The sequence below is a fragment of the Gordonia sp. ABSL11-1 genome (genome assembly GCF_030315685.1).
GTDB lineage: Bacteria > Actinomycetota > Actinomycetes > Mycobacteriales > Mycobacteriaceae > Gordonia.
This window is the reverse complement of record NZ_JASXSI010000001.1, coordinates 352682-369772: the sequence shown is the minus strand read 5'-3', so window position 1 is coordinate 369772 and position 17091 is coordinate 352682. Positions and strand designations below refer to the sequence as shown.

The window sequence follows — 17091 nt, the reverse complement described above, 5'->3', positions numbered from 1 at the left end:
GTCCGGGCACACCACGTCTGTGTGACGCGTGACGGGTAGGGTGATCCGGGGACGGACGGCTCACCCGCCACAGCCCGTCTCACGTGCACCGGCGGCGCACACACCGCGGTGAACAGACCTAGTGACCACACGTCGAGTTCAGGAGTCAACAACGATGGCCTTCTCCGTCCAGATGCCCGCCCTGGGTGAAAGCGTCACCGAAGGAACCGTTACCCGGTGGCTCAAGGAGGAGGGCGACACCGTCGAGGCCGACGAGCCCTTGCTGGAGGTGTCGACGGACAAGGTCGACACCGAGATCCCCGCCCCCACTGCGGGTGTGCTGACCAAGATCATCGCCCAGGAGGACGACGTGGTCGAGGTCGGCGGCGAACTCGCACTCATCGGTGAGGAGGGCGAGCAGGCCGGCGGCGACGATTCCTCCGACTCCGCGAGCGACGATTCCGCGGACTCCGCGGGCGGCGACGAGCCTGCGGACGCGGGAGAGCCCGAGCAGGCAGACGAGGCCCCGTCCACCGAGGCGGAGGCACCGGCCGAGAAGCCGTCCGCCGAGTCGACGAAGGGCGGCGGTTCGGCCGAGGGCACCGACGTCGTCATGCCGGAACTCGGCGAGTCGGTCACCGAGGGAACGGTCACGAACTGGCTGAAGTCCGTCGGCGATTCCGTCGAGGCCGACGAGCCGCTGCTCGAGGTGTCCACCGACAAGGTCGACACCGAGATCCCGTCACCGGTCGCGGGCACCCTGCTCGAGATCGTCGCCCAGGAGGACGACGTGATCGAGGTCGGCGGCAAGCTCGCCGTCATCGGCGACGCGTCGGCCGCCCCCGCCGAGAAGTCGGCACCCGAACCCGAGGCCGAGCCGGAACCCGAGCCCGCCGCCGAGCCGGAACCCGAGCCCGCCAAGGCATCTGAGCCCGCACCGGCGGAGAAGCCTGCCGCCGAGAAGCCCGCGCCCGCCGAGGAGCCGAAACCCGCGGCCGTATCCGCCACGTCGGAGCCGACCACGATCTCCTCGACCCCGTACGTCACCCCGTTGGTGCGGAAGTTGGCCGCGGAGAACGACATCGACCTGAACGCGATCACGGGCACTGGCGTCGGCGGACGGATCCGCAAGCAGGATGTGCTCGCGGCCGCAGAGGCGGCGAAGGCCCCCGCCCCGTCGTCGGCACCGGCCGCGCCCGCTGCCGCGGCACCGTCCGCACCGGCGGCGACGTCCTCGCCCGAGGTCCGGCCGGAGCTCGCCGAGCTGCGCGGCACCACGCAGAAGATCAACCGCATCCGCCAGATCACCGCGAAGAAGACGCGCGAGTCGTTGCAGACGAGCGCTCAGCTCACGCAGGTCTTCGAGGTCGACATGACCCGCATCGTGTCGCTGCGCAAGCAGGCCAAGGAGTCGTTCAAGGCCTCCGAGGGCGTCAACCTGACGTTCCTGCCGTTCATCGCGAAGGCCGTCGTCGAGGCGCTCAAGGCGCACCCGAACGTGAACGCGTCGATCGACGAGGACAAGAAGGAGATCACCTACTACGACAAGGTGCACCTCGGCATCGCCGTCGACACCGAGCAGGGGCTGCTGTCGCCGGTGATCCACAATGCCGACGACCTGTCCATCGCCGGCCTCGCCCGCGCGATCGCCGACATCGCAGCCCGCGCACGCAAGGGCGCCGGCGGCCTGAAGCCCGACGAGTTGGCCGGTGGCACCTTCACCATCACCAACATCGGCAGCCAGGGCGCACTGTTCGACACCCCGATCCTGGTGCCACCGCAGGCCGCCATGCTCGGTACCGGTGCGATCGTGAAGCGCCCGGTGGTCATCACCGGCGAGGACGGATCCGAGTCGATCGCGGTGCGATCGATGTCGTACCTCCCGCTGACCTACGATCACCGGCTGATCGACGGTGCCGACGCGGGACGCTTCCTGACGACCATCAAGAAGCGACTCGAGCAGGGTGCCTTCGCCGCCGACCTCGGGCTCTAGACACCGATGCGGGTAGCCGTCGCCGGCTCTCAGGGGTTGATCGGCTCCGCGGTCGTCTCCGCGCTGCGCGACTCCGGACACACCGTGGTCCGGCTGGTGCGGCGTGAGGCACTCTCGGATGACGAATTCAGCTGGGAGCCCGAGACATTCGGGGTCCCGGCGGAGAGTCTCGAGGGCGTGGACGCGGTGGTCTCCCTCGGCGGGGTCGGCGTCGGCAACCAGCGGTGGACGGGACGGTTCAAGCAAGAACTACGAGACTCCCGGATCACACCGACCGAGGTTCTGGCCGAGGCGGTCGCCCGCGCCGGCGTGCCGACGTTCCTCAGTGCGTCGGCGACCGGCTTCTACGGGAACACCGGCGAGCACGAGGCCACCGAGACCGACCCGTCGGGTGAGGGATTCCTCGCCGACCTGGTCACCGACTGGGAACGCGCGGCGACCGCGAATGCCGGCGACGACACCCGCGTCGTGCTGCTCCGCACCGCGCCGGTGCTGTCCCGCAGGGGCGGGCTGCTGAGCCGCCTCAAGCCGGTGTTCTGGCTCGGACTCGGCGGCGCGATCGGCAGCGGCGATCAGTACTTCTCCTGGATCAGCCTGCCCGACGAGGTAGGGGCGATCGCATTCCTGCTCGAGTCGTCGATCAGTGGTCCGGTCAACCTGGCCTCCCCGGGAGCGGTGCCGTTCGGTGAATTCGCCGATGTGCTCGGACACTCCATGCACCGGCCCACCGTGCTCAAGGTGCCCGGTTTCGCCGCCAAGGCCGTTGGCGGGGAGATGGCCGAGGAAATGATTCTGTTCAGTCAGCGCGTTGCACCAGGAGTGCTGACCGATCACGGATTCGACTTCCGCCATCCCCGCATCGACGCCGCACTGGAGTACGTCCGTGGCTGAGCGTTCCCTGCGCCGCTCGTCCGAACCGATCGAGGTCCGCAGGCTCGGCGTCGTCGACTACCGCTCCACCTACGACCTCCAGCACCGGCTGGCGTCCGAGCGTGCCGACGGTGTCCTCGACCACGACGTGCTGCTGCTCCTCGAGCATCCGTCGACCTATACGGCCGGCAAACGCACCGAGGACTCCGATCGCCCGACCGACGGCTCCCCCGTCATCGACGTCGACCGCGGCGGTCGCATCACCTGGCACGGACCCGGCCAACTCGTCGGTTACCCGATCATCGGGCTCGCCGAGCCGCTCGACGTCGTCGAGTACGTGCGCCGGCTCGAGGAGGCACTCATCACCGTCTGCGCCGATCTGGGAGTGACGACGGGACGCATCGACGGACGCTCGGGTGTGTGGGTCGCCGACGGTCTCGGCGAGCGCAAACTCGCACAGATCGGCATCCGCGTCGCCCGGGGGGTCGCACTCCACGGGTTGGCCCTGAACATCGATCCCGACATGAGTGCCTTCGAGGCGATCGTCCCGTGCGGCATCGCCGACGCGGGCGTCACGTCGCTCGCGCGCGAACTCGGTACCGCACTCTCCGTGGAGAGCTTGCTCACACCGGTCGCCGCCGCCGTCCAGGCCTCCCTCGACCACGACCATCGCGCACCGGATGCCTTGAGCACCACGGGCGTAGCATCGGAGCGGTGACTGTGTCCCCATCCACCGACCACACGAGCACCGCCACCACCCCGGGCGATCCCACCGAAGCCACCGCCGCCTCCACCCCACCGGCCGGTCGCAAGCTGTTGCGTCTCGAGGTGCGCAATGCGCAGACCCCGATCGAACGCAAGCCCAGCTGGATCAAGACCCGCGCCACCATGGGACCGGAGTACACCGAGCTCAAGGGGCTGGTGAAACGCGAGGGTCTGCACACCGTGTGCGAAGAGGCCGGCTGCCCCAACATCTACGAATGCTGGGAAGACCGCGAGGCCACCTTCCTCATCGGCGGCGAGCAGTGCACCCGCCGCTGCGACTTCTGCCAGATCGACACCGGCAAACCCGCCGAACTCGACCGCGACGAGCCCCGCCGGGTCGCCGAGAGCGTCCAGGCCATGGGCCTGCGCTACTCCACCATCACCGGCGTCGCCCGCGACGACCTGCCTGACGAGGGCGCCTGGCTCTACGCCGAGACCGTGCGCGCGATCCACCGGCTCAACCCGGGCACCGGCGTGGAGAACCTGATCCCCGACTTCCACGCGAAATCCGACCTGCTCGCCGAGGTCTTCGACGCGCGCCCCGAGGTCCTGGCCCACAACCTCGAGACCGTCCCCCGCATCTTCAAACGCATCCGCCCGGCGTTCCGCTACGAACGTTCACTCGACGTCATCACCCAGGCGCGCGACTTCGGGCTGGTGACCAAGTCGAACCTGATCCTCGGGATGGGTGAGACCCCCGAAGAGGTCCAGTCGGCCATCGTCGACCTGCACGAGGCCGGGTGCGACATCCTCACCATCACCCAGTACCTGCGGCCCTCACCGCGTCACCATCCGGTCGAACGGTGGGTCAAGCCCGAGGAGTTCGTCGACCACTCCGAGTTCGCCTCCGAGATCGGTTTCGCCGGCGTGATGGCCGGACCACTGGTCCGCTCGTCCTACCGCGCCGGACGCCTCTACGCGCAGGCCATGGCCCGCCACGGCCGCGAACTCGCACCGTCACTGGCCCACCTCGCCGACGAGGGCTCCGCCTCCCAGGAGGCCTCTAGCCTCATGGCCCGCCTCGGCCGGTAAGGGCTCGACCGCACCCACCCCCATCGACACCCGACCGCGGTCCGACGACCGACAGTCGGGACGTAAACTGGTCGGCATGGCAAAGGCGCAAGACAAAGAGGCGAAGGCCGAGGCGAAGAAGGCCCGCAGACAAGCGTCGCGGGAGCGCTACAAGCAGTTGTGGCAGGCCTTCCAGATGCAGCGCAAGGAAGACAAACGGCTGATCCCGTACATGATCGGCCTCTTCGTGCTGATCGTCGCGGTCTTCGTGGTCCTCGGCCTCGTGTTCGGCTCGGTATGGCTGCTCCTGCCGCTCGGCATCGTCCTCGGTCTGCTGGCCGCGTTCATCCTGTTCGGTCGGCGCGTGCAACGCACCGTCTACACCAAGGCCGAGGGGCAGCCCGGCGCCGCGGGATGGGCCCTGGGCAACATGCGCGGGCAGTGGCGCGTCAAGCAGGCGGTGGCCGGCAACGCACACCTCGACGCCGTGCATCGAGTGATCGGCAAGCCCGGTGTCATCCTTGTCGGCGAAGGCTCCCCCACCCGGGTCAAACCGCTTCTCGCCCAGGAGAAGAAGAAGGCGGCCCGCGTCGTCGGCGACACCCCGATCTACGAGATCATCCTCGGCAACGACGACGGCCAGGTCCCGCTGAGCAAGCTCGAACGCCACATCAACAAGTTGCCGAACAACGTCGACGGTAAGCGGATCGACGCACTCGAAGGCCGTCTCGCGGCGCTCGGCGGACGCAACCCGCAGGGACCGGGCATGCCCAAGGGGCCGATCCCGGGCAACGCCAAGGTGCGCGGCATGCAGCGCACCGCGCGCCGCAAGAGCTGATCCGGCCGGACTCAGCCCAGGAACCCGCGCAGCAGTGTCGCCGTGCCCCCGAGGTGCGCGGCCATCGCCGCGGCGGCCGCATCGGGATCGCCGGTCAGGATGGCCATCAGTATGGCCTCGTGCTGCTCATCGGAGTGGGCGATGTTGACCTCGAGCTGTGGGATGCGGTCCAGTGCACGGTTGATCCGCATCCGGTTGTCGGCGGTGAACGCGACGATCGACGGCGCTCCGGTGGCCTCGGCGATCGCGAGGTGCAGCCGCGAGTCCAGCCGGCGATAGTCCTCGCCCGATGCCCTGCGGATGTCGCCGAGCCGCGCCCACAGCGCCTCGCGCTGCAGCGCCGACAACGTGCGCCCGGCCGCCATCCGGGCCGAGCCGACCTCGAGGATCTCTCGGACCCGCAGGGCGTCGTCGAGCTCGGTCGGGGTGATCGGCTCACCCCCTGCACCGGTGAGGTCGGTGGCGGCGACCGCGCCGGGGGTCGGCAGCACGTCGGCCAGGAACGTACCGCCGTAGCGGCCACGCCGGGACAGCAGGAACCCGGCATCGGCGAGCGCCCTGATCGCCTCCCGCACGGTGTCCCGGCTGACACCCAACCGCACCGCCAGTTCACGCTCGGGCGGGATCGACTCCCCCGGCTCGAAGACACCCAGTCGGATCAGTTGCAGCAGCCGACCGACGGTCTCCTCGAACGCATTCGCGGGTCGGACCGGCGCCAGCAGCGCGTCGGTCACGGGGTGCGACCGGACCGCATCTGTCATGACGTCCCCACTACAGCGGCGTGACGTACGCCGAGCTGATCCCACCGTCGACCAGGAAGGTCGACGCCGTGATGAACGATGCGTCGTCGCTGGCGAGGAAGGCGACCGCGGCGGCCAGTTCCTCGGGTTCGGCGAATCGCCCGACCGGGACGTGCACGAGCCGTCGGGCGGCACGCTCGGGATCCTTGGCGAAGAGCTCCTTCAGCAGCGGCGTGTTGACCGGTCCCGGGCAGAGTGCGTTCACCCGGATGCCCTGTCGCGCGTACTGGACACCGAGCTCCCGGGACATCGCCAGGACGCCACCCTTGGACGCCGTGTAGGAGATCTGTGACGTCGCCGACCCCATCACCGCGACGAACGACGCGGTGTTGACGATCGAGCCGCGCCCGGCAGCGGACATGTGACGCAGCGCGGCTCGGCACGAGAAGTACACCGAGTTCAGATTCACCGACTGCACCCGCTGCCAGGCGTCGAGATCGGTGTGCTCGATCAGATCGTCGTCCGACGGTGAGATGCCCGCGTTGTTGAAAGCGATGTCGACAGACCCGAACCGCTGCGCGGCCGTGTCGAACAGGCCGTCCACCTGTGCACGGTCGGCGACATCGACAGGTACGAAGACACCGTCCACCTCGTCGGCCGCCCGCTTGCCCGCGTCCGGGTCGAGATCGCCGATGACGATGGTGGCCCCCTCGGCACGCATCCGGCGGGCCGAGGCCAGGCCGATGCCGCTGCCGCCACCGGTAATGACCGCGACCCGCCCGGCCAGGCGCTGTGTCAGATCGACTGTGGTACTCATGCTGTCCCTTCGGGATGGGGATGTGCAGGATCGGGACGAGCGGGATCGGGCTGTGGCACATGCGGTTCCGCCGAGTCACGGACCGCGATGAACACGTTCTTGGTCTCGGTGAAGCCGAAAGGCGCGTCCGGACCCAGTTCCCGGCCGAGACCGGATTGCTTGAAGCCACCGAACGGCGTGGTGTACCGGACGGATGAGTGCGAATTGACCGACAGGTTGCCTGCCGCGACCGCCCGCGACACCCGCAGGGCACGCGACAGGTCATCGGTCCAGATCGAACCGGCGAGACCGTAGTCCGTGGCGTTCGCGATCCGGATGGCATCGGCCTCGTCGCCGAACGGCAGGACGACGACGACGGGACCGAAGATCTCCTCTACGACGGCGCGGGCCGTCGGTGCGGGGGTCAGGACCGTCGGCGGGAACCAGAATCCCGGTCCGTCGGGTGCCGATCCGCGGAACGCCACCGGAGCGTCGTCGGGCACGTAGGAGGCGACCTTCTGACGGTGTGTCTGCGAGACGAGCGGGCCCATCTCGGTCGTGTCGTCCGTCGGATCGCCCACCCGAACGCCCGCGACCGCCGGCTCGAGGAGCTCCATGAACCTGTCGTAGACGCTGCGCTGCACGAGGATTCGGCTTCGCGCGCAACAGTCCTGACCTGCGTTGTCGAACACGCCGTACGGTGCGGTGGCGGCGGCCTGCGCCAGGTCGGAGTCCGCGAAGACGATGTTGGCGCTCTTGCCACCCAGCTCGAGCGTGACCCGCTTGACGGACTCGGCCGCGCGGGTCATCACGTGCTTGCCCGTCGTCGTCGACCCGGTGAAGACGATCTTGCCGACGCCCGGATGCGAGAGAAGTGCCTCGCCGACGACGTCGCCGCGTCCGGGCAGCGCCTGCAGCAGACCGGGCGGCAGGCCGGCCTCCGCTGCGAGCTCGGCCAGGCGGATGGTGGTGAGCGGTGTCCATTCGGCGGGCTTGACCACGACCGCGTTGCCGGCCGCCAGGGCGGGAGCGAATCCCCACGAGGCGATCGTCATCGGGAAGTTCCACGGTGTGATGATCCCGACGACGCCGATCGGTTCCGAGAAGGTGAGGTCGATTCCGCCGGCGACGGGTATCTGCTTGCCCGACAACCGTTCCGGGGACGCGGCGTAGTAGGTCAGCACGTCGCGGACGTGGTCGGCCTCCCAGCGCGCCTGACCGATCGGGTGCCCGGAGTTCGCCACCTCGAGCGCGGCGAGTTCGTCACGGTGCGCAGCGACGACGGCCGCGAATTGACGCAGACCGGCCGCGCGTTCCGCGGGAGCCAGTGCAGCCCACACTCGTTGGGCACGGGCAGCGGCATGGATCGCGTCGTCGACGGCGGCCGCGTCGAGCTCGGAGACCGTGGTGATGAGTGCCTCGGTCGCCGGGTTGATCACGTCGAACGTCGTCATACCTCCACCTTCTGGGAGCGGGCGAGCCGGACGCGGGCCGCGTCGACGACGGCACTGAACAGCCTCAGGTCGTCGAGCCGCTCCTCCGGATGCCATTGGACGGCGACCACGAAGTCGTCGCCGGGGATCTCGACCGCCTCGATCAGATGATCGGAATCCCGCGCACTGACCACGAGAGACTCCGCCGGCCGGTCGATCGCCTGATGGTGATAGCACTGGGTCTCGACGGACTCGCCGAGCATCGAGGCGAGGCGTGTGCCGGGCGTGATATCGATCTGCGTACTGGAGAACACCGCATTGCCCGCACGATGCCGGGAGTGCCCGACGACATCGGGGAGGTGTTGGTGCAGCGTCCCGCCGAGCGCGACGTTGAGCACCTGGATGCCGCGACAGATGCCGAGCACCGGTACATGGCGCCGCAGCGCCGCCTCGAGCAGGGCGAACTCCCATCGATCACGGTCGGTGCGAGGACTGTCGGTCTCCGGGTGCCGATCCTGCCCGTATCCGGCGGGGTCGACGTCGACCCCGCCGGTCAGCACCAGCGCGTCCAGTCCGTCGACGACCCGGTCGGCGATCTCACGGTCGGCGGGTTGGGGCGGTAGCAGGACGGCGATCCCCCCGGCCCGCCCGATGCCGTCGAAGTAGACATGGGGCAGGAAACTGGCACGGACATCCCAGACGCCGGTGCGCGACTGCTCGAGATAGGTTGTCAGCCCCACCACCGGACGGATCGTCGCGGCGCGTTCAGAGTCGTTCAAATCCTCGCACCCTCTCCCAATCGGTCACGGCCGAACCGTACGCGGCCAGTTCCACGCGGGCGTTGTTGAGGTAGTGTTCGACGACCTCGGACCCGAAGGCCTCGGCGGCCAGCCTCGATCCGGCGAAGAGATCCGCCGCCTCGGCCAGCGTGGTCGGCAGCCGCTCCGCCGGGCCCGCATACGCATTGCCCGAGGCGATCTCGGGCAACGGCAGCTCGCGGTCGACGCCGTCGAGACCGGCCGCGATCAGGGCGGCGACGGCGAGGTACTGGTTGACGTCGCCGCCGGGTGCGCGGCACTCCACCCGCATCCCGGCGCCGTGGCCGACGACGCGCAGGGCACAGGTCCGGTTGTCCATGCCCCAGGCGATCGCCGTCGGCGCGAAGCTCCCGTCGACGAACCGCTTGTACGAGTTGATGTTCGGGGCGCAGAAGAGCGTCAGCTCACGCAGCGAGGCCAGAATGCCCGCGACGAAATGCCGGAACATCGGCGACATGCCGTCGGGCGCCGCGCCGTCGGCGAAGACCGCGGTGTCGTCGTCGGCGCGCAGGGAGATGTGGATGTGGCAGCTGTTGCCCTCACGCTCGTCGAACTTGGCCATGAACGTGAGGCTCTTGCCGTGGCGGTCGGCGATCTCCTTGGCACCGTTGCGGTAGATCGTGTGGTTGTCGCAGGTGACCAGGGCGTGGTCGTAGCGAAACGCGATCTCCTGCTGTCCGAGGTTGCATTCCCCCTTCACCCCTTCGCAATACATACCGGCGCCGGTCATCCCGCGCCGGATGTCGCGGAGCAACGGCTCCATCCGGGTCGACGCCAGCATCGCGTAGTCGATGTTGTAATCCGTCGCCGGGGTGAGGTCGTGGTACCGCTTCGCCCAGGCCTCGCGGTAGCTGTTGTCGAAGACCATGAACTCGAGTTCGGTGCCGACGAACGGCACCAGACCGCGCTCGGCGAGACGGTCGATCTGGCGGCGCAGAATGGTGCGCGGCGCCGCGACGACGGGGTCTCCCCCGGTGGTGCTCAGATCTGCCAACACCAACGCCGTGCCGGGTAGCCACGGGATGCGCCGCATCGTCGCCGGGTCCGGTGTCATCACCATGTCGCCGTAGCCGGTGGCCCAACTCGACATCGCGTAACCGTCGACGGTGTTCATCTCGACGTCGACGGCGAGCAGGTAGTTGCAGCATTCCGCACCATGGGCGGCCACCTCCTCGACGAACAGCCGTGCGGAGACACGCTTGCCGGTCAGGCGGCCCTGCATATCCGGGAAGGCGACTATCACGGTGTCGATCTCGTCGGCGAGGACGAGCTCCCTCAATTCCGTCATGTCCAGCATGCCGTCGCTCATCGGCGCTCCTCGTCGCTCCGCGGTCTCCGTGTCCGGGCCGTCCTGCGTGTCCGGTCGGTCCGATGGTGACCGGGCGCGGTCATCCGGTCAACCATTGGATGTCCACCTGATCACGTATGCATGCGCATCACCAGACAATACAAATCGGACCTTTCGCCCAATGGCAGGTGAGCAGACCTTTGGAGTCCTATCCTGCGGAGAACGGTGGCACGGCGCGACCGCGTCCACGGTCCGGCACCCAGCGAGAGCGAGAGACGCGATGGCAGATGTGTCCAAACCGGCGATGAAGTCGTCCGGCGTCACGTACACCCATGCCGAGGACGGCTACTTCGAGAAGCGTCAGCTCAAACGCAGCGCGGGCTTCTGGGGCATCTGGGGTATCGGCATCGCCGCGGTCATCTCGGGCGACTTCTCCGGGTGGAACTACGGCATCGGTCAGGCCGGCTGGGGTGGCCTCGGGGTCGCCGCCCTGATCATCGTCGTCATGTACTTCGGCATGCTCTTCTCGATCGGCGAGATGTCGGCGGCCATGCCCCACACCGGCGGCGCCTACTCGTTCGCTCGGGCCGCGATGGGTCCGTGGGGCGGATTCGTCACCGGATTCGCCGAGACGATCGAGTACGTCTTCACCACCGGAGTGGTCGTCTACTTCTCCGCGTCCTACGCCGACGCCATCACCGACGACCTGTTCGGGCTGAGCATGCCGGCCTGGGTGTGGTGGTTGATCCTCTACGCCGTCTTCATCGCCCTCAACTCGTGGGGCGCCGAGGCGTCGTTCACGTTCGCCATCGTGGTCGCCCTGGTGTCGGTGGGGATCCTCGTCCTGTTCGGCATCCTGGCCCTGGCAAACGGTGCCGTCGACTTCGGCAAGCTCCTCGACATCGACCCGGACACGACGAAGTCGGGTGCCAGCGACTTCCTTCCGTTCGGTGTGATGGGCATCCTGTACGCACTGCCGTTCGCGATGTGGTTCTTCCTGGGCATCGAGGAGCTCCCGCTCGCCGCCGAGGAGGCGCACGAGCCGACGAAGGACATCCCGCGGGCCGGTATCTGGGGGCTCATCACGCTCGTCGGTTGCGCCGCGATCGTCTTCTTCCTCAACCCCGCGGTCACCGGCTCAGCCGCCCTCGGCGACTCCGACGAACCGTTGCTCGACGGCTTCCGCGCCTTCCTCCCCTCCGGCTGGGCGTCGGTGTTGTCGGCGTTCGCGCTGATCGGCCTGCTCGCCAGCCTGCAGGGCATCATGTACGCCTACGGCCGCAACCTCTACTCATTGAGTCGCGCGGGCTACTACCCGAAGGTGCTCTCGCTCACCGGTTCCCGGCAGACCCCCTACGTCGCGCTGATCGCCGGAGCGGTCATCGGGTTCATCGCGCTCCTGGTCATCGAGTACTGGATCTCCGGCGCCGGCGCGATCGTCCTCAACATCGCCGTGTGGGGTGCGGTGCTCGCCTACATGCTGCAGATGGCGTCGTTCATCCTGCTGCGGCGGAAGTACCCGAACGCCCGGCGCCCGTACACCAGCCCCACCGGGGTGTGGGGTGCGGCGATCGCCTTCGTGATCGCCGCCATCACCTTCGTCGGCGTCCTGATCAACCCTGACTACCGCGACGCAGTGATCGCGATCGTGGTGTTCTACGTCATCGGCCTGCTGGTCTTCGGCCTCTACGGCCGGCACCGCCTCGTGCTCTCCCCGGAAGAGGAGTATGCGGTCACCGGCGGCCTGCACGGCTTCGATCCGGAGAAGGAGGGACTCGGCGGCACCATCGAGGACGAGATCCTCAAGGGTCACCCCGACTGAGTCCGGCCGTACGACTCGAATCGGACGCGAACTTGCGCCGATCAGCGGGTGCGCACCATCGCGGTCCCGGTCGCGCGGTCGTGCAACGCCCGACCGTTGTAGTCGTTGATCAGTGCCGGGACCAGGAAGACGATGAGCACCTGCCTTCCGAGTGCGCGCAGGATTCCGACGGCGGCGAACGGTTCCCTGCCGGTCGCCTCGGCCTCCGCGCGGTCGGGGCCGAAGTCGACCCGGGCGACACGCATGCCGAGCGCGAATTGGCCGGGGGTGAAACCGAAGAACGTCACCGCGACCACACCGATGACGAACCAGACCCCGAGCACGGTCGTCCCCAGCGACGGCGACGAGGAGGGCACGAACAGCAGCGAGACACCACCGCCGAGCAACCAGTCGATCAACAGCGCGGCCACGCGGGGCCATCCGCCGGCCAGGGCGCCCGGCCCCGACTCGGGCAGACCGAGGTCCTGCCCGCGGTACTCACCGCCACCGCCTTCGGGCCCGATTTGGGGTCCCGACAGCCACGATCCCGTCGCCCGTCCCATCAGCGCTCCCCCGCACTCGGGTCGCTGATCGGTCTGGCCGGAATCGATACATGCATGCTCCAATGCTAGACGGGGTCTCCCGGGCGGCCGATCGTGGTTTTCCCACCTTCCGTGGTGCTCCCCCCGGCGACATGGCATCGTTGCGAACCGGAACGACGTGTCGTCCAGATATCTGAGCCGTGTAACACAGGAGAAACACGGTCTTGACGCGCGGGCAACCTCGCGTCCATACGGTTCTCGCTGAGATCCGCTGTGTTCCAGTCGGCGGCGGATGAGGCGGGCAGGTGATCTGGCCACCCGAACAAGTTAAGGAGTCACCGGACGGTGTACAGCAGCAAAGAAGAACTTCTCGAGGGCATCAAGAAAGAGGGCGTCGAGTACGTCGACATCCGCTTCTGCGACCTGCCCGGTGTGATGCAGCACTTCTCGATCCCGGCGTCGGCGTTCACGGAGGACGTGTTCGAGGACGGCCTGGCGTTCGACGGCTCGTCCGTGCGAGGCTTCCAGTCGATCGACGAGTCGGACATGATGCTGCTGCCAGACCCCGCGACGGCACGAATCGACCCGTTCCGCCACGCGAAGACGATGAACATCTCCTTCTTCGTCCACGACCCGTTCACCCGCGAGGCCTACAGCCGCGACCCGCGTAACGTCGCACGCAAGGCCGAGGACTACCTGGCCTCGACCGGCATCGCCGACACCTGCTTCTTCGGCGCCGAGGCAGAGTTCTACATCTTCGACGGCGTCTCGTTCGGCTCAGAGATGAACGGCACCTTCTACGAGGTGGAGTCGGAGTCGGGCTGGTGGAACACCGCATCCCCGACCGACCCGGACGGCAGCCCGAACCTCGGCTACAAGGTCCGTCCCAAGGGCGGCTACTTCCCCGTCGCGCCGTACGACCACTACGTGGATCTGCGCGACGAGATGTCGACCAACCTGCAGAACGCCGGCTTCGAACTCGAGCGCGGCCACCACGAGGTGGGCACCGGCGGTCAGGCCGAGATCAACTACAAGTTCAACACCCTGCTGCACGCCGCCGACGACGTGCTGCTGTTCAAATACATCATCAAGAACACGGCGTATGCGAACGGCAAGACCGTCACCTTCATGCCGAAGCCGCTCTTCGGTGACAACGGCTCGGGCATGCACGCCCACCAGTCGCTGTGGAAGGACGGCAAGCCGCTGTTCCACGACGAGGCCGGCTACGCAGGCCTGTCGGACCTGGCCCGCTACTACATCGGTGGCATCCTGCACCACGCGCCGTCGCTGCTGGCGTTCACCAACCCGACGGTGAATTCCTACAAGCGCCTGGTGCCTGGCTACGAAGCCCCGATCAACCTGGTCTACAGCCAGCGCAACCGTTCGGCCTGCGTGCGTATCCCGATCACCGGCAACAACCCGAAGGCCAAGCGCCTCGAGTTCCGCTGCCCGGACAGCTCGGGTAACCCGTACCTGGCGTTCGCGGCCATGATGATGGCCGGACTCGACGGCATCAAGAACAAGATCGAGCCGCACGAGCCCGTCGACAAGGACCTCTACGAGCTCCCGCCGGAGGAGGCCAAGGGCATCCCGCAGGCGCCGACCTCGCTGTCCGCCGTCATCGACAAGCTCGAAGAGGATCACGATTACCTCACCGCCGGTGGCGTGTTCACCGAGGACCTGATCGAGACCTGGATTGCGCTCAAGCGTGAGAACGAGATCGAGCCGGTGCAGATCCGTCCGCACCCGTACGAATTCGCGCTCTACTACGACTGCTGAGCGCGACGACCGCTGCCGCGCAGTCGGTTCACAGCACGAGGCCGAAGGGCGGCCGGGACTTCTCCCGGCCGCCCTTCGGCCGTTCTCACGTGATTGATGTCACGTTAAGGTCTTTGTGCCCTGCCGTTTCACTCCGGTTGTACTTAGGTTGAGGACATGACCCGCAGCAGATTTGTCGAAGACCTCGCACCCGGCGACCGCATCAGCGTCGACGGCATGCGCGGAGTGGTACGCACGACCACCCGAACCGGCGACGACCAACGCATCGTCGAGTTCGTCCACAGCTCGGACAACCGTCGCGAGATCACGTTGGCGTCCGGCGCCACCGTCGAGATCCTCTGAGCCGACCGGCTTCACGCCGTGCCCGGTGCTCCCGGGATCGGCTCGGTCGACCGTCGCTCGACCGCTTCCGCCACCCGGGCGATTCCCTCGAGGAGCATGGCACCGTAGGCGTCGTCGGCGAGCAGGTCCACCCGCCGTCGTGCGTCGTCGAGGTGTCCTGCGGCCGGACGGAAGGACCCCAGTCGGCGCAGATCGTCGGCGAGGTTGAGGTGCAGTGACGGGTAGAAGGCGGCGACCTGCAGGCTCTCGTGGTGGGTGCGCAACCGTGCGTCCGACAGCACGTCGGCAGCGTCCAGCGCCCGCGTGTCCCACATCAAGGCCTCGGCAGCGTCGGTGACCATGTCGGCCAGGTGATGGGCGAGCACGCACCGATGGAATGGGTCTCCATCGGGCCGGATCTCGTTCCACAGGTCGATCATGTCCCTGCGCGCCGCAGTCCGGTTGCCGGCCTGGAACGCGCCCACCGCCTCGGTGATGCGGGCCAGTGTGGGGTCGGCGGTGGTCTCGGTCATTCGTGGCGCTCCGATGGTCGCAGTGACGGGTATCCGCGAACGCTACGGCGTCGCACCGACATCCTCCGATGGTCGACGGCGGCCACTCACACCCCGCGACGTCCGGTCGTCTCCCCCGCCCCACTCGGTCAACAGCCATCCGGCGAGGACGGCTGCGCCGACCAGGACGCCGGCCCCACACCACGCCGCGACACCCAGTCCGTCGACGAACGATCGTCGCGCCGCATCAAGGATCGCCTCGGCGGGACCGGCGGGGAGATGATGGGCGGTCGCCACCGCACCCGCGAGGCTGCGCGCCGCCTCCCCACCGACGAGGTCGGCCGGAAAGGTGGTGCGGAACACCGCATTGACGACGCTTCCGAGAACGGCGATACCGAGTGCGCCGCCGAGCTCACTCGACGTCTCCAGCAAGCCCGACGTCGCGCCGGCACGGTCGGCGGGCGCCACCGAGACGACATAGTCGGCGATCATCGACGTGGCCGCGACGACGCCGCTCGCCAGCAGGGTGGCCCCGATCAGCACGACGACCAGGGTGTCGATGCCCGTGCAGACGGCCAGCACAGCGAATCCGCCTGCGCCGATTGCCATCCCACCCGAGATGACGGCCGGACGGCCGGTGCGCTGGGCGATGACCGCGGCCATCGGTGCGACCGCGCCGACCACCACCGTCGGCAGGAGACTCCACAGGGCGGCGCGCAACGGCGAGTAGCCCAGGACCGACTGCAGATACTGGGTCATCAGGATCGAGTTCCCGAGCAGCGCGAACATGCAGACGAGGTTCGTCCACACCGACATCCCGAACCTGCGCTCGCCCAACAGCGTCAGATCGAGCATCGGATCGGCCAGGCGTCGCTGGCGGACGACGAACACCACGCCGACGACGACACCGATGATCAGCATCAGCAACCGTGACACCGCGAACCCGTCCGCCGCGAGATTCTTGACGGCCGCGACGATGGGCAGCAGGGAGGCCAGCACGAGCATTGCGCTGACCAGATCGACCCGACGGCCCGGCGTGGCCGTGTCACCGGGCAGCACGAGCGGTGCTGCCAGCAGCAGCACGATCATGATCGGCACGTTGATGAGGAAGACCGATCCCCACCACACGTGTTCGAGAAGCAGGCCACTGACCACCGGTCCCACCGCGACGCCCCCGGCGAGGACCGCGTTCCAGATGGCGATCGCCTTGGCGCGTTGACCGTCGTCGTCGAAGATGTGCCGGATCATCGCGAGCGTCGATGGCATGAGGGTGGCCCCGGCGACCGCGAGCAACGCGCGCGCCCCGATCAGCATCTCCGCCGACGTCGCGAACGCGGCGGCGAGCGAGGCCGCGCTGAAGGCGGCTGCGCCGATCATCAACAGTCGGCGGTGTCCGATGCGGTCGGCCACCGACCCCATGGTGAGGAGCAGACCGGCCAGGACGAACCCGTAGATGTCGAAGATCCACAGCTGCTGCTCCGGCGTGGGTGACAGATCCGCCGCGATGTAGGGCACGGCGAAGAACAGCACCGAGACGTCCATCGAGACGATGAGCATGGGCAGGCAGAGCACGAGGAGTCCGAGCCAGGGCGAACGACGACCCAT

At 68.1% G+C, this 17091-nt stretch carries 16 protein-coding genes; 8 read left to right on the top strand and 8 right to left on the bottom strand.

Annotated features, from left to right (window positions below):
* Window positions 1-154: 154 nt before the first annotated feature.
* The 5 genes from sucB to QSJ19_RS01895 all read left to right on the top strand — a co-directional run bounded on the left by sucB (window position 155) and on the right by QSJ19_RS01895 (window position 5456).
* Window positions 155-1972: a 2-oxoglutarate dehydrogenase, E2 component, dihydrolipoamide succinyltransferase gene (gene sucB, locus QSJ19_RS01915; protein ID WP_286318004.1), complete on the top strand. Its 1818-nt coding sequence runs from the start codon at window positions 155-157 to the stop codon at window positions 1970-1972.
* A gap of 6 nt (window positions 1973-1978) precedes the next feature.
* Window positions 1979-2863: a TIGR01777 family oxidoreductase gene (locus QSJ19_RS01910; RefSeq protein WP_286318003.1), complete on the top strand. Its 885-nt coding sequence runs from the start codon at window positions 1979-1981 to the stop codon at window positions 2861-2863.
* On the top strand, window positions 2856-3560 hold the full coding sequence (gene lipB / locus QSJ19_RS01905) for a lipoyl(octanoyl) transferase LipB (RefSeq protein WP_286318002.1): 705 nt from the start codon (window positions 2856-2858) through the stop codon (window positions 3558-3560). The genes QSJ19_RS01910 and lipB overlap by 8 nt, the downstream gene beginning before the upstream one ends.
* A complete protein-coding gene (lipA, locus tag QSJ19_RS01900) occupies window positions 3557-4639 on the top strand; it encodes a lipoyl synthase (protein WP_502876063.1) in 1083 nt (360 codons plus the stop codon). Before lipB ends, lipA begins: the two co-directional genes overlap by 4 nt.
* 76 nt (window positions 4640-4715) lie before the next feature.
* Complete coding sequence (locus tag QSJ19_RS01895) at window positions 4716-5456, top strand: DUF4191 domain-containing protein (protein WP_286318001.1); 741 nt, start codon at window positions 4716-4718, stop codon at window positions 5454-5456.
* 11 nt (window positions 5457-5467) lie between these two features.
* On the opposite strand, the gene QSJ19_RS01890 is transcribed toward QSJ19_RS01895, so the two are convergent.
* Genes QSJ19_RS01890 through QSJ19_RS01870 form a run of 5 tightly spaced genes read right to left on the bottom strand, consistent with a single transcriptional unit; the run spans window position 5468 to window position 10552 of the window.
* Window positions 5468-6217 carry a FadR/GntR family transcriptional regulator gene (locus QSJ19_RS01890; RefSeq protein ID WP_286318000.1) on the bottom strand — a complete coding sequence of 250 codons (750 nt, stop codon included), beginning with the start codon at window positions 6215-6217 and terminating at the stop codon, window positions 5468-5470.
* 10 nt (window positions 6218-6227) lie between these two features.
* Window positions 6228-7013, bottom strand: coding sequence for a 3-oxoacyl-ACP reductase (locus QSJ19_RS01885; RefSeq protein WP_286317999.1), 786 nt, complete (start codon window positions 7011-7013; stop codon window positions 6228-6230).
* On the bottom strand, window positions 7010-8446 hold the full coding sequence (locus QSJ19_RS01880) for an aldehyde dehydrogenase family protein (RefSeq protein WP_286317998.1): 1437 nt from the start codon (window positions 8444-8446) through the stop codon (window positions 7010-7012). The genes QSJ19_RS01885 and QSJ19_RS01880 overlap by 4 nt, the downstream gene beginning before the upstream one ends.
* Window positions 8443-9204 (bottom strand): gamma-glutamyl-gamma-aminobutyrate hydrolase family protein, encoded by a 762-nt coding sequence (locus QSJ19_RS01875; protein ID WP_286317997.1) that lies wholly within the window; start codon window positions 9202-9204, stop codon window positions 8443-8445. Before QSJ19_RS01875 ends, QSJ19_RS01880 begins: the two co-directional genes overlap by 4 nt.
* Window positions 9191-10552, bottom strand: coding sequence for a glutamine synthetase family protein (locus QSJ19_RS01870; protein ID WP_286317996.1), 1362 nt, complete (start codon window positions 10550-10552; stop codon window positions 9191-9193). The genes QSJ19_RS01875 and QSJ19_RS01870 overlap by 14 nt, the downstream gene beginning before the upstream one ends.
* A gap of 259 nt (window positions 10553-10811) precedes the next feature.
* Between QSJ19_RS01870 and QSJ19_RS01865 the strand changes: the two genes are divergently transcribed.
* Window positions 10812-12353: an amino acid permease gene (locus tag QSJ19_RS01865; RefSeq protein WP_286317995.1), complete on the top strand. Its 1542-nt coding sequence runs from the start codon at window positions 10812-10814 to the stop codon at window positions 12351-12353.
* Window positions 12354-12394: 41 nt separating this feature from the next.
* On the opposite strand, the gene QSJ19_RS01860 is transcribed toward QSJ19_RS01865, so the two are convergent.
* Window positions 12395-12895 carry an RDD family protein gene (locus QSJ19_RS01860; RefSeq protein WP_286317994.1) on the bottom strand — a complete coding sequence of 167 codons (501 nt, stop codon included), beginning with the start codon at window positions 12893-12895 and terminating at the stop codon, window positions 12395-12397.
* A 324-nt stretch (window positions 12896-13219) separates the two neighbouring features.
* On the opposite strand from QSJ19_RS01860, the gene glnA reads away from it, so the two are divergent.
* Both glnA and QSJ19_RS01850 read left to right on the top strand, forming a co-directional pair.
* Complete coding sequence (gene glnA / locus QSJ19_RS01855) at window positions 13220-14653, top strand: type I glutamate--ammonia ligase (protein WP_286317993.1); 1434 nt, start codon at window positions 13220-13222, stop codon at window positions 14651-14653.
* A gap of 156 nt (window positions 14654-14809) precedes the next feature.
* The gene (locus QSJ19_RS01850; protein ID WP_286317992.1) at window positions 14810-14995 is read left to right on the top strand and encodes a hypothetical protein; all 186 of its coding nucleotides are present in this window, start codon (window positions 14810-14812) and stop codon (window positions 14993-14995) included.
* A gap of 11 nt (window positions 14996-15006) precedes the next feature.
* On the opposite strand, the gene QSJ19_RS01845 is transcribed toward QSJ19_RS01850, so the two are convergent.
* Both QSJ19_RS01845 and QSJ19_RS01840 read right to left on the bottom strand, forming a co-directional pair.
* Window positions 15007-15507, bottom strand: coding sequence for a hypothetical protein (locus tag QSJ19_RS01845; RefSeq protein WP_286317991.1), 501 nt, complete (start codon window positions 15505-15507; stop codon window positions 15007-15009).
* 42 nt (window positions 15508-15549) lie between these two features.
* Window positions 15550-17091 carry an MFS transporter gene (locus tag QSJ19_RS01840; protein WP_286317990.1) on the bottom strand — a complete coding sequence of 514 codons (1542 nt, stop codon included), beginning with the start codon at window positions 17089-17091 and terminating at the stop codon, window positions 15550-15552.

Bases quoted from the DNA above. Each gene is read 5' to 3' on its own strand.
- sucB (WP_286318004.1), top strand. From the start codon at position 155: ATGGCCTTCTCCGTCCAGATGCCCGCCCTGGGTGAAAGCGTCACCGAA.
- QSJ19_RS01910 (WP_286318003.1), top strand. From the start codon at position 1,979: ATGCGGGTAGCCGTCGCCGGCTCTCAGGGGTTGATCGGCTCCGCGGTC.
- QSJ19_RS01895 (WP_286318001.1), top strand. From the start codon at position 4,716: ATGGCAAAGGCGCAAGACAAAGAGGCGAAGGCCGAGGCGAAGAAGGCC.
- QSJ19_RS01890 (WP_286318000.1), bottom strand. From the start codon at position 6,217: ATGACAGATGCGGTCCGGTCGCACCCCGTGACCGACGCGCTGCTGGCG.
- QSJ19_RS01885 (WP_286317999.1), bottom strand. From the start codon at position 7,013: ATGAGTACCACAGTCGATCTGACACAGCGCCTGGCCGGGCGGGTCGCG.
- QSJ19_RS01880 (WP_286317998.1), bottom strand. From the start codon at position 8,446: ATGACGACGTTCGACGTGATCAACCCGGCGACCGAGGCACTCATCACC.
- QSJ19_RS01870 (WP_286317996.1), bottom strand. From the start codon at position 10,552: ATGAGCGACGGCATGCTGGACATGACGGAATTGAGGGAGCTCGTCCTC.
- QSJ19_RS01865 (WP_286317995.1), top strand. From the start codon at position 10,812: ATGGCAGATGTGTCCAAACCGGCGATGAAGTCGTCCGGCGTCACGTAC.
- QSJ19_RS01860 (WP_286317994.1), bottom strand. From the start codon at position 12,895: ATGGGACGGGCGACGGGATCGTGGCTGTCGGGACCCCAAATCGGGCCC.
- QSJ19_RS01850 (WP_286317992.1), top strand. From the start codon at position 14,810: ATGACCCGCAGCAGATTTGTCGAAGACCTCGCACCCGGCGACCGCATC.
- QSJ19_RS01845 (WP_286317991.1), bottom strand. From the start codon at position 15,507: ATGACCGAGACCACCGCCGACCCCACACTGGCCCGCATCACCGAGGCG.
- QSJ19_RS01840 (WP_286317990.1), bottom strand. From the start codon at position 17,091: ATGGGTCGTCGTTCGCCCTGGCTCGGACTCCTCGTGCTCTGCCTGCCC.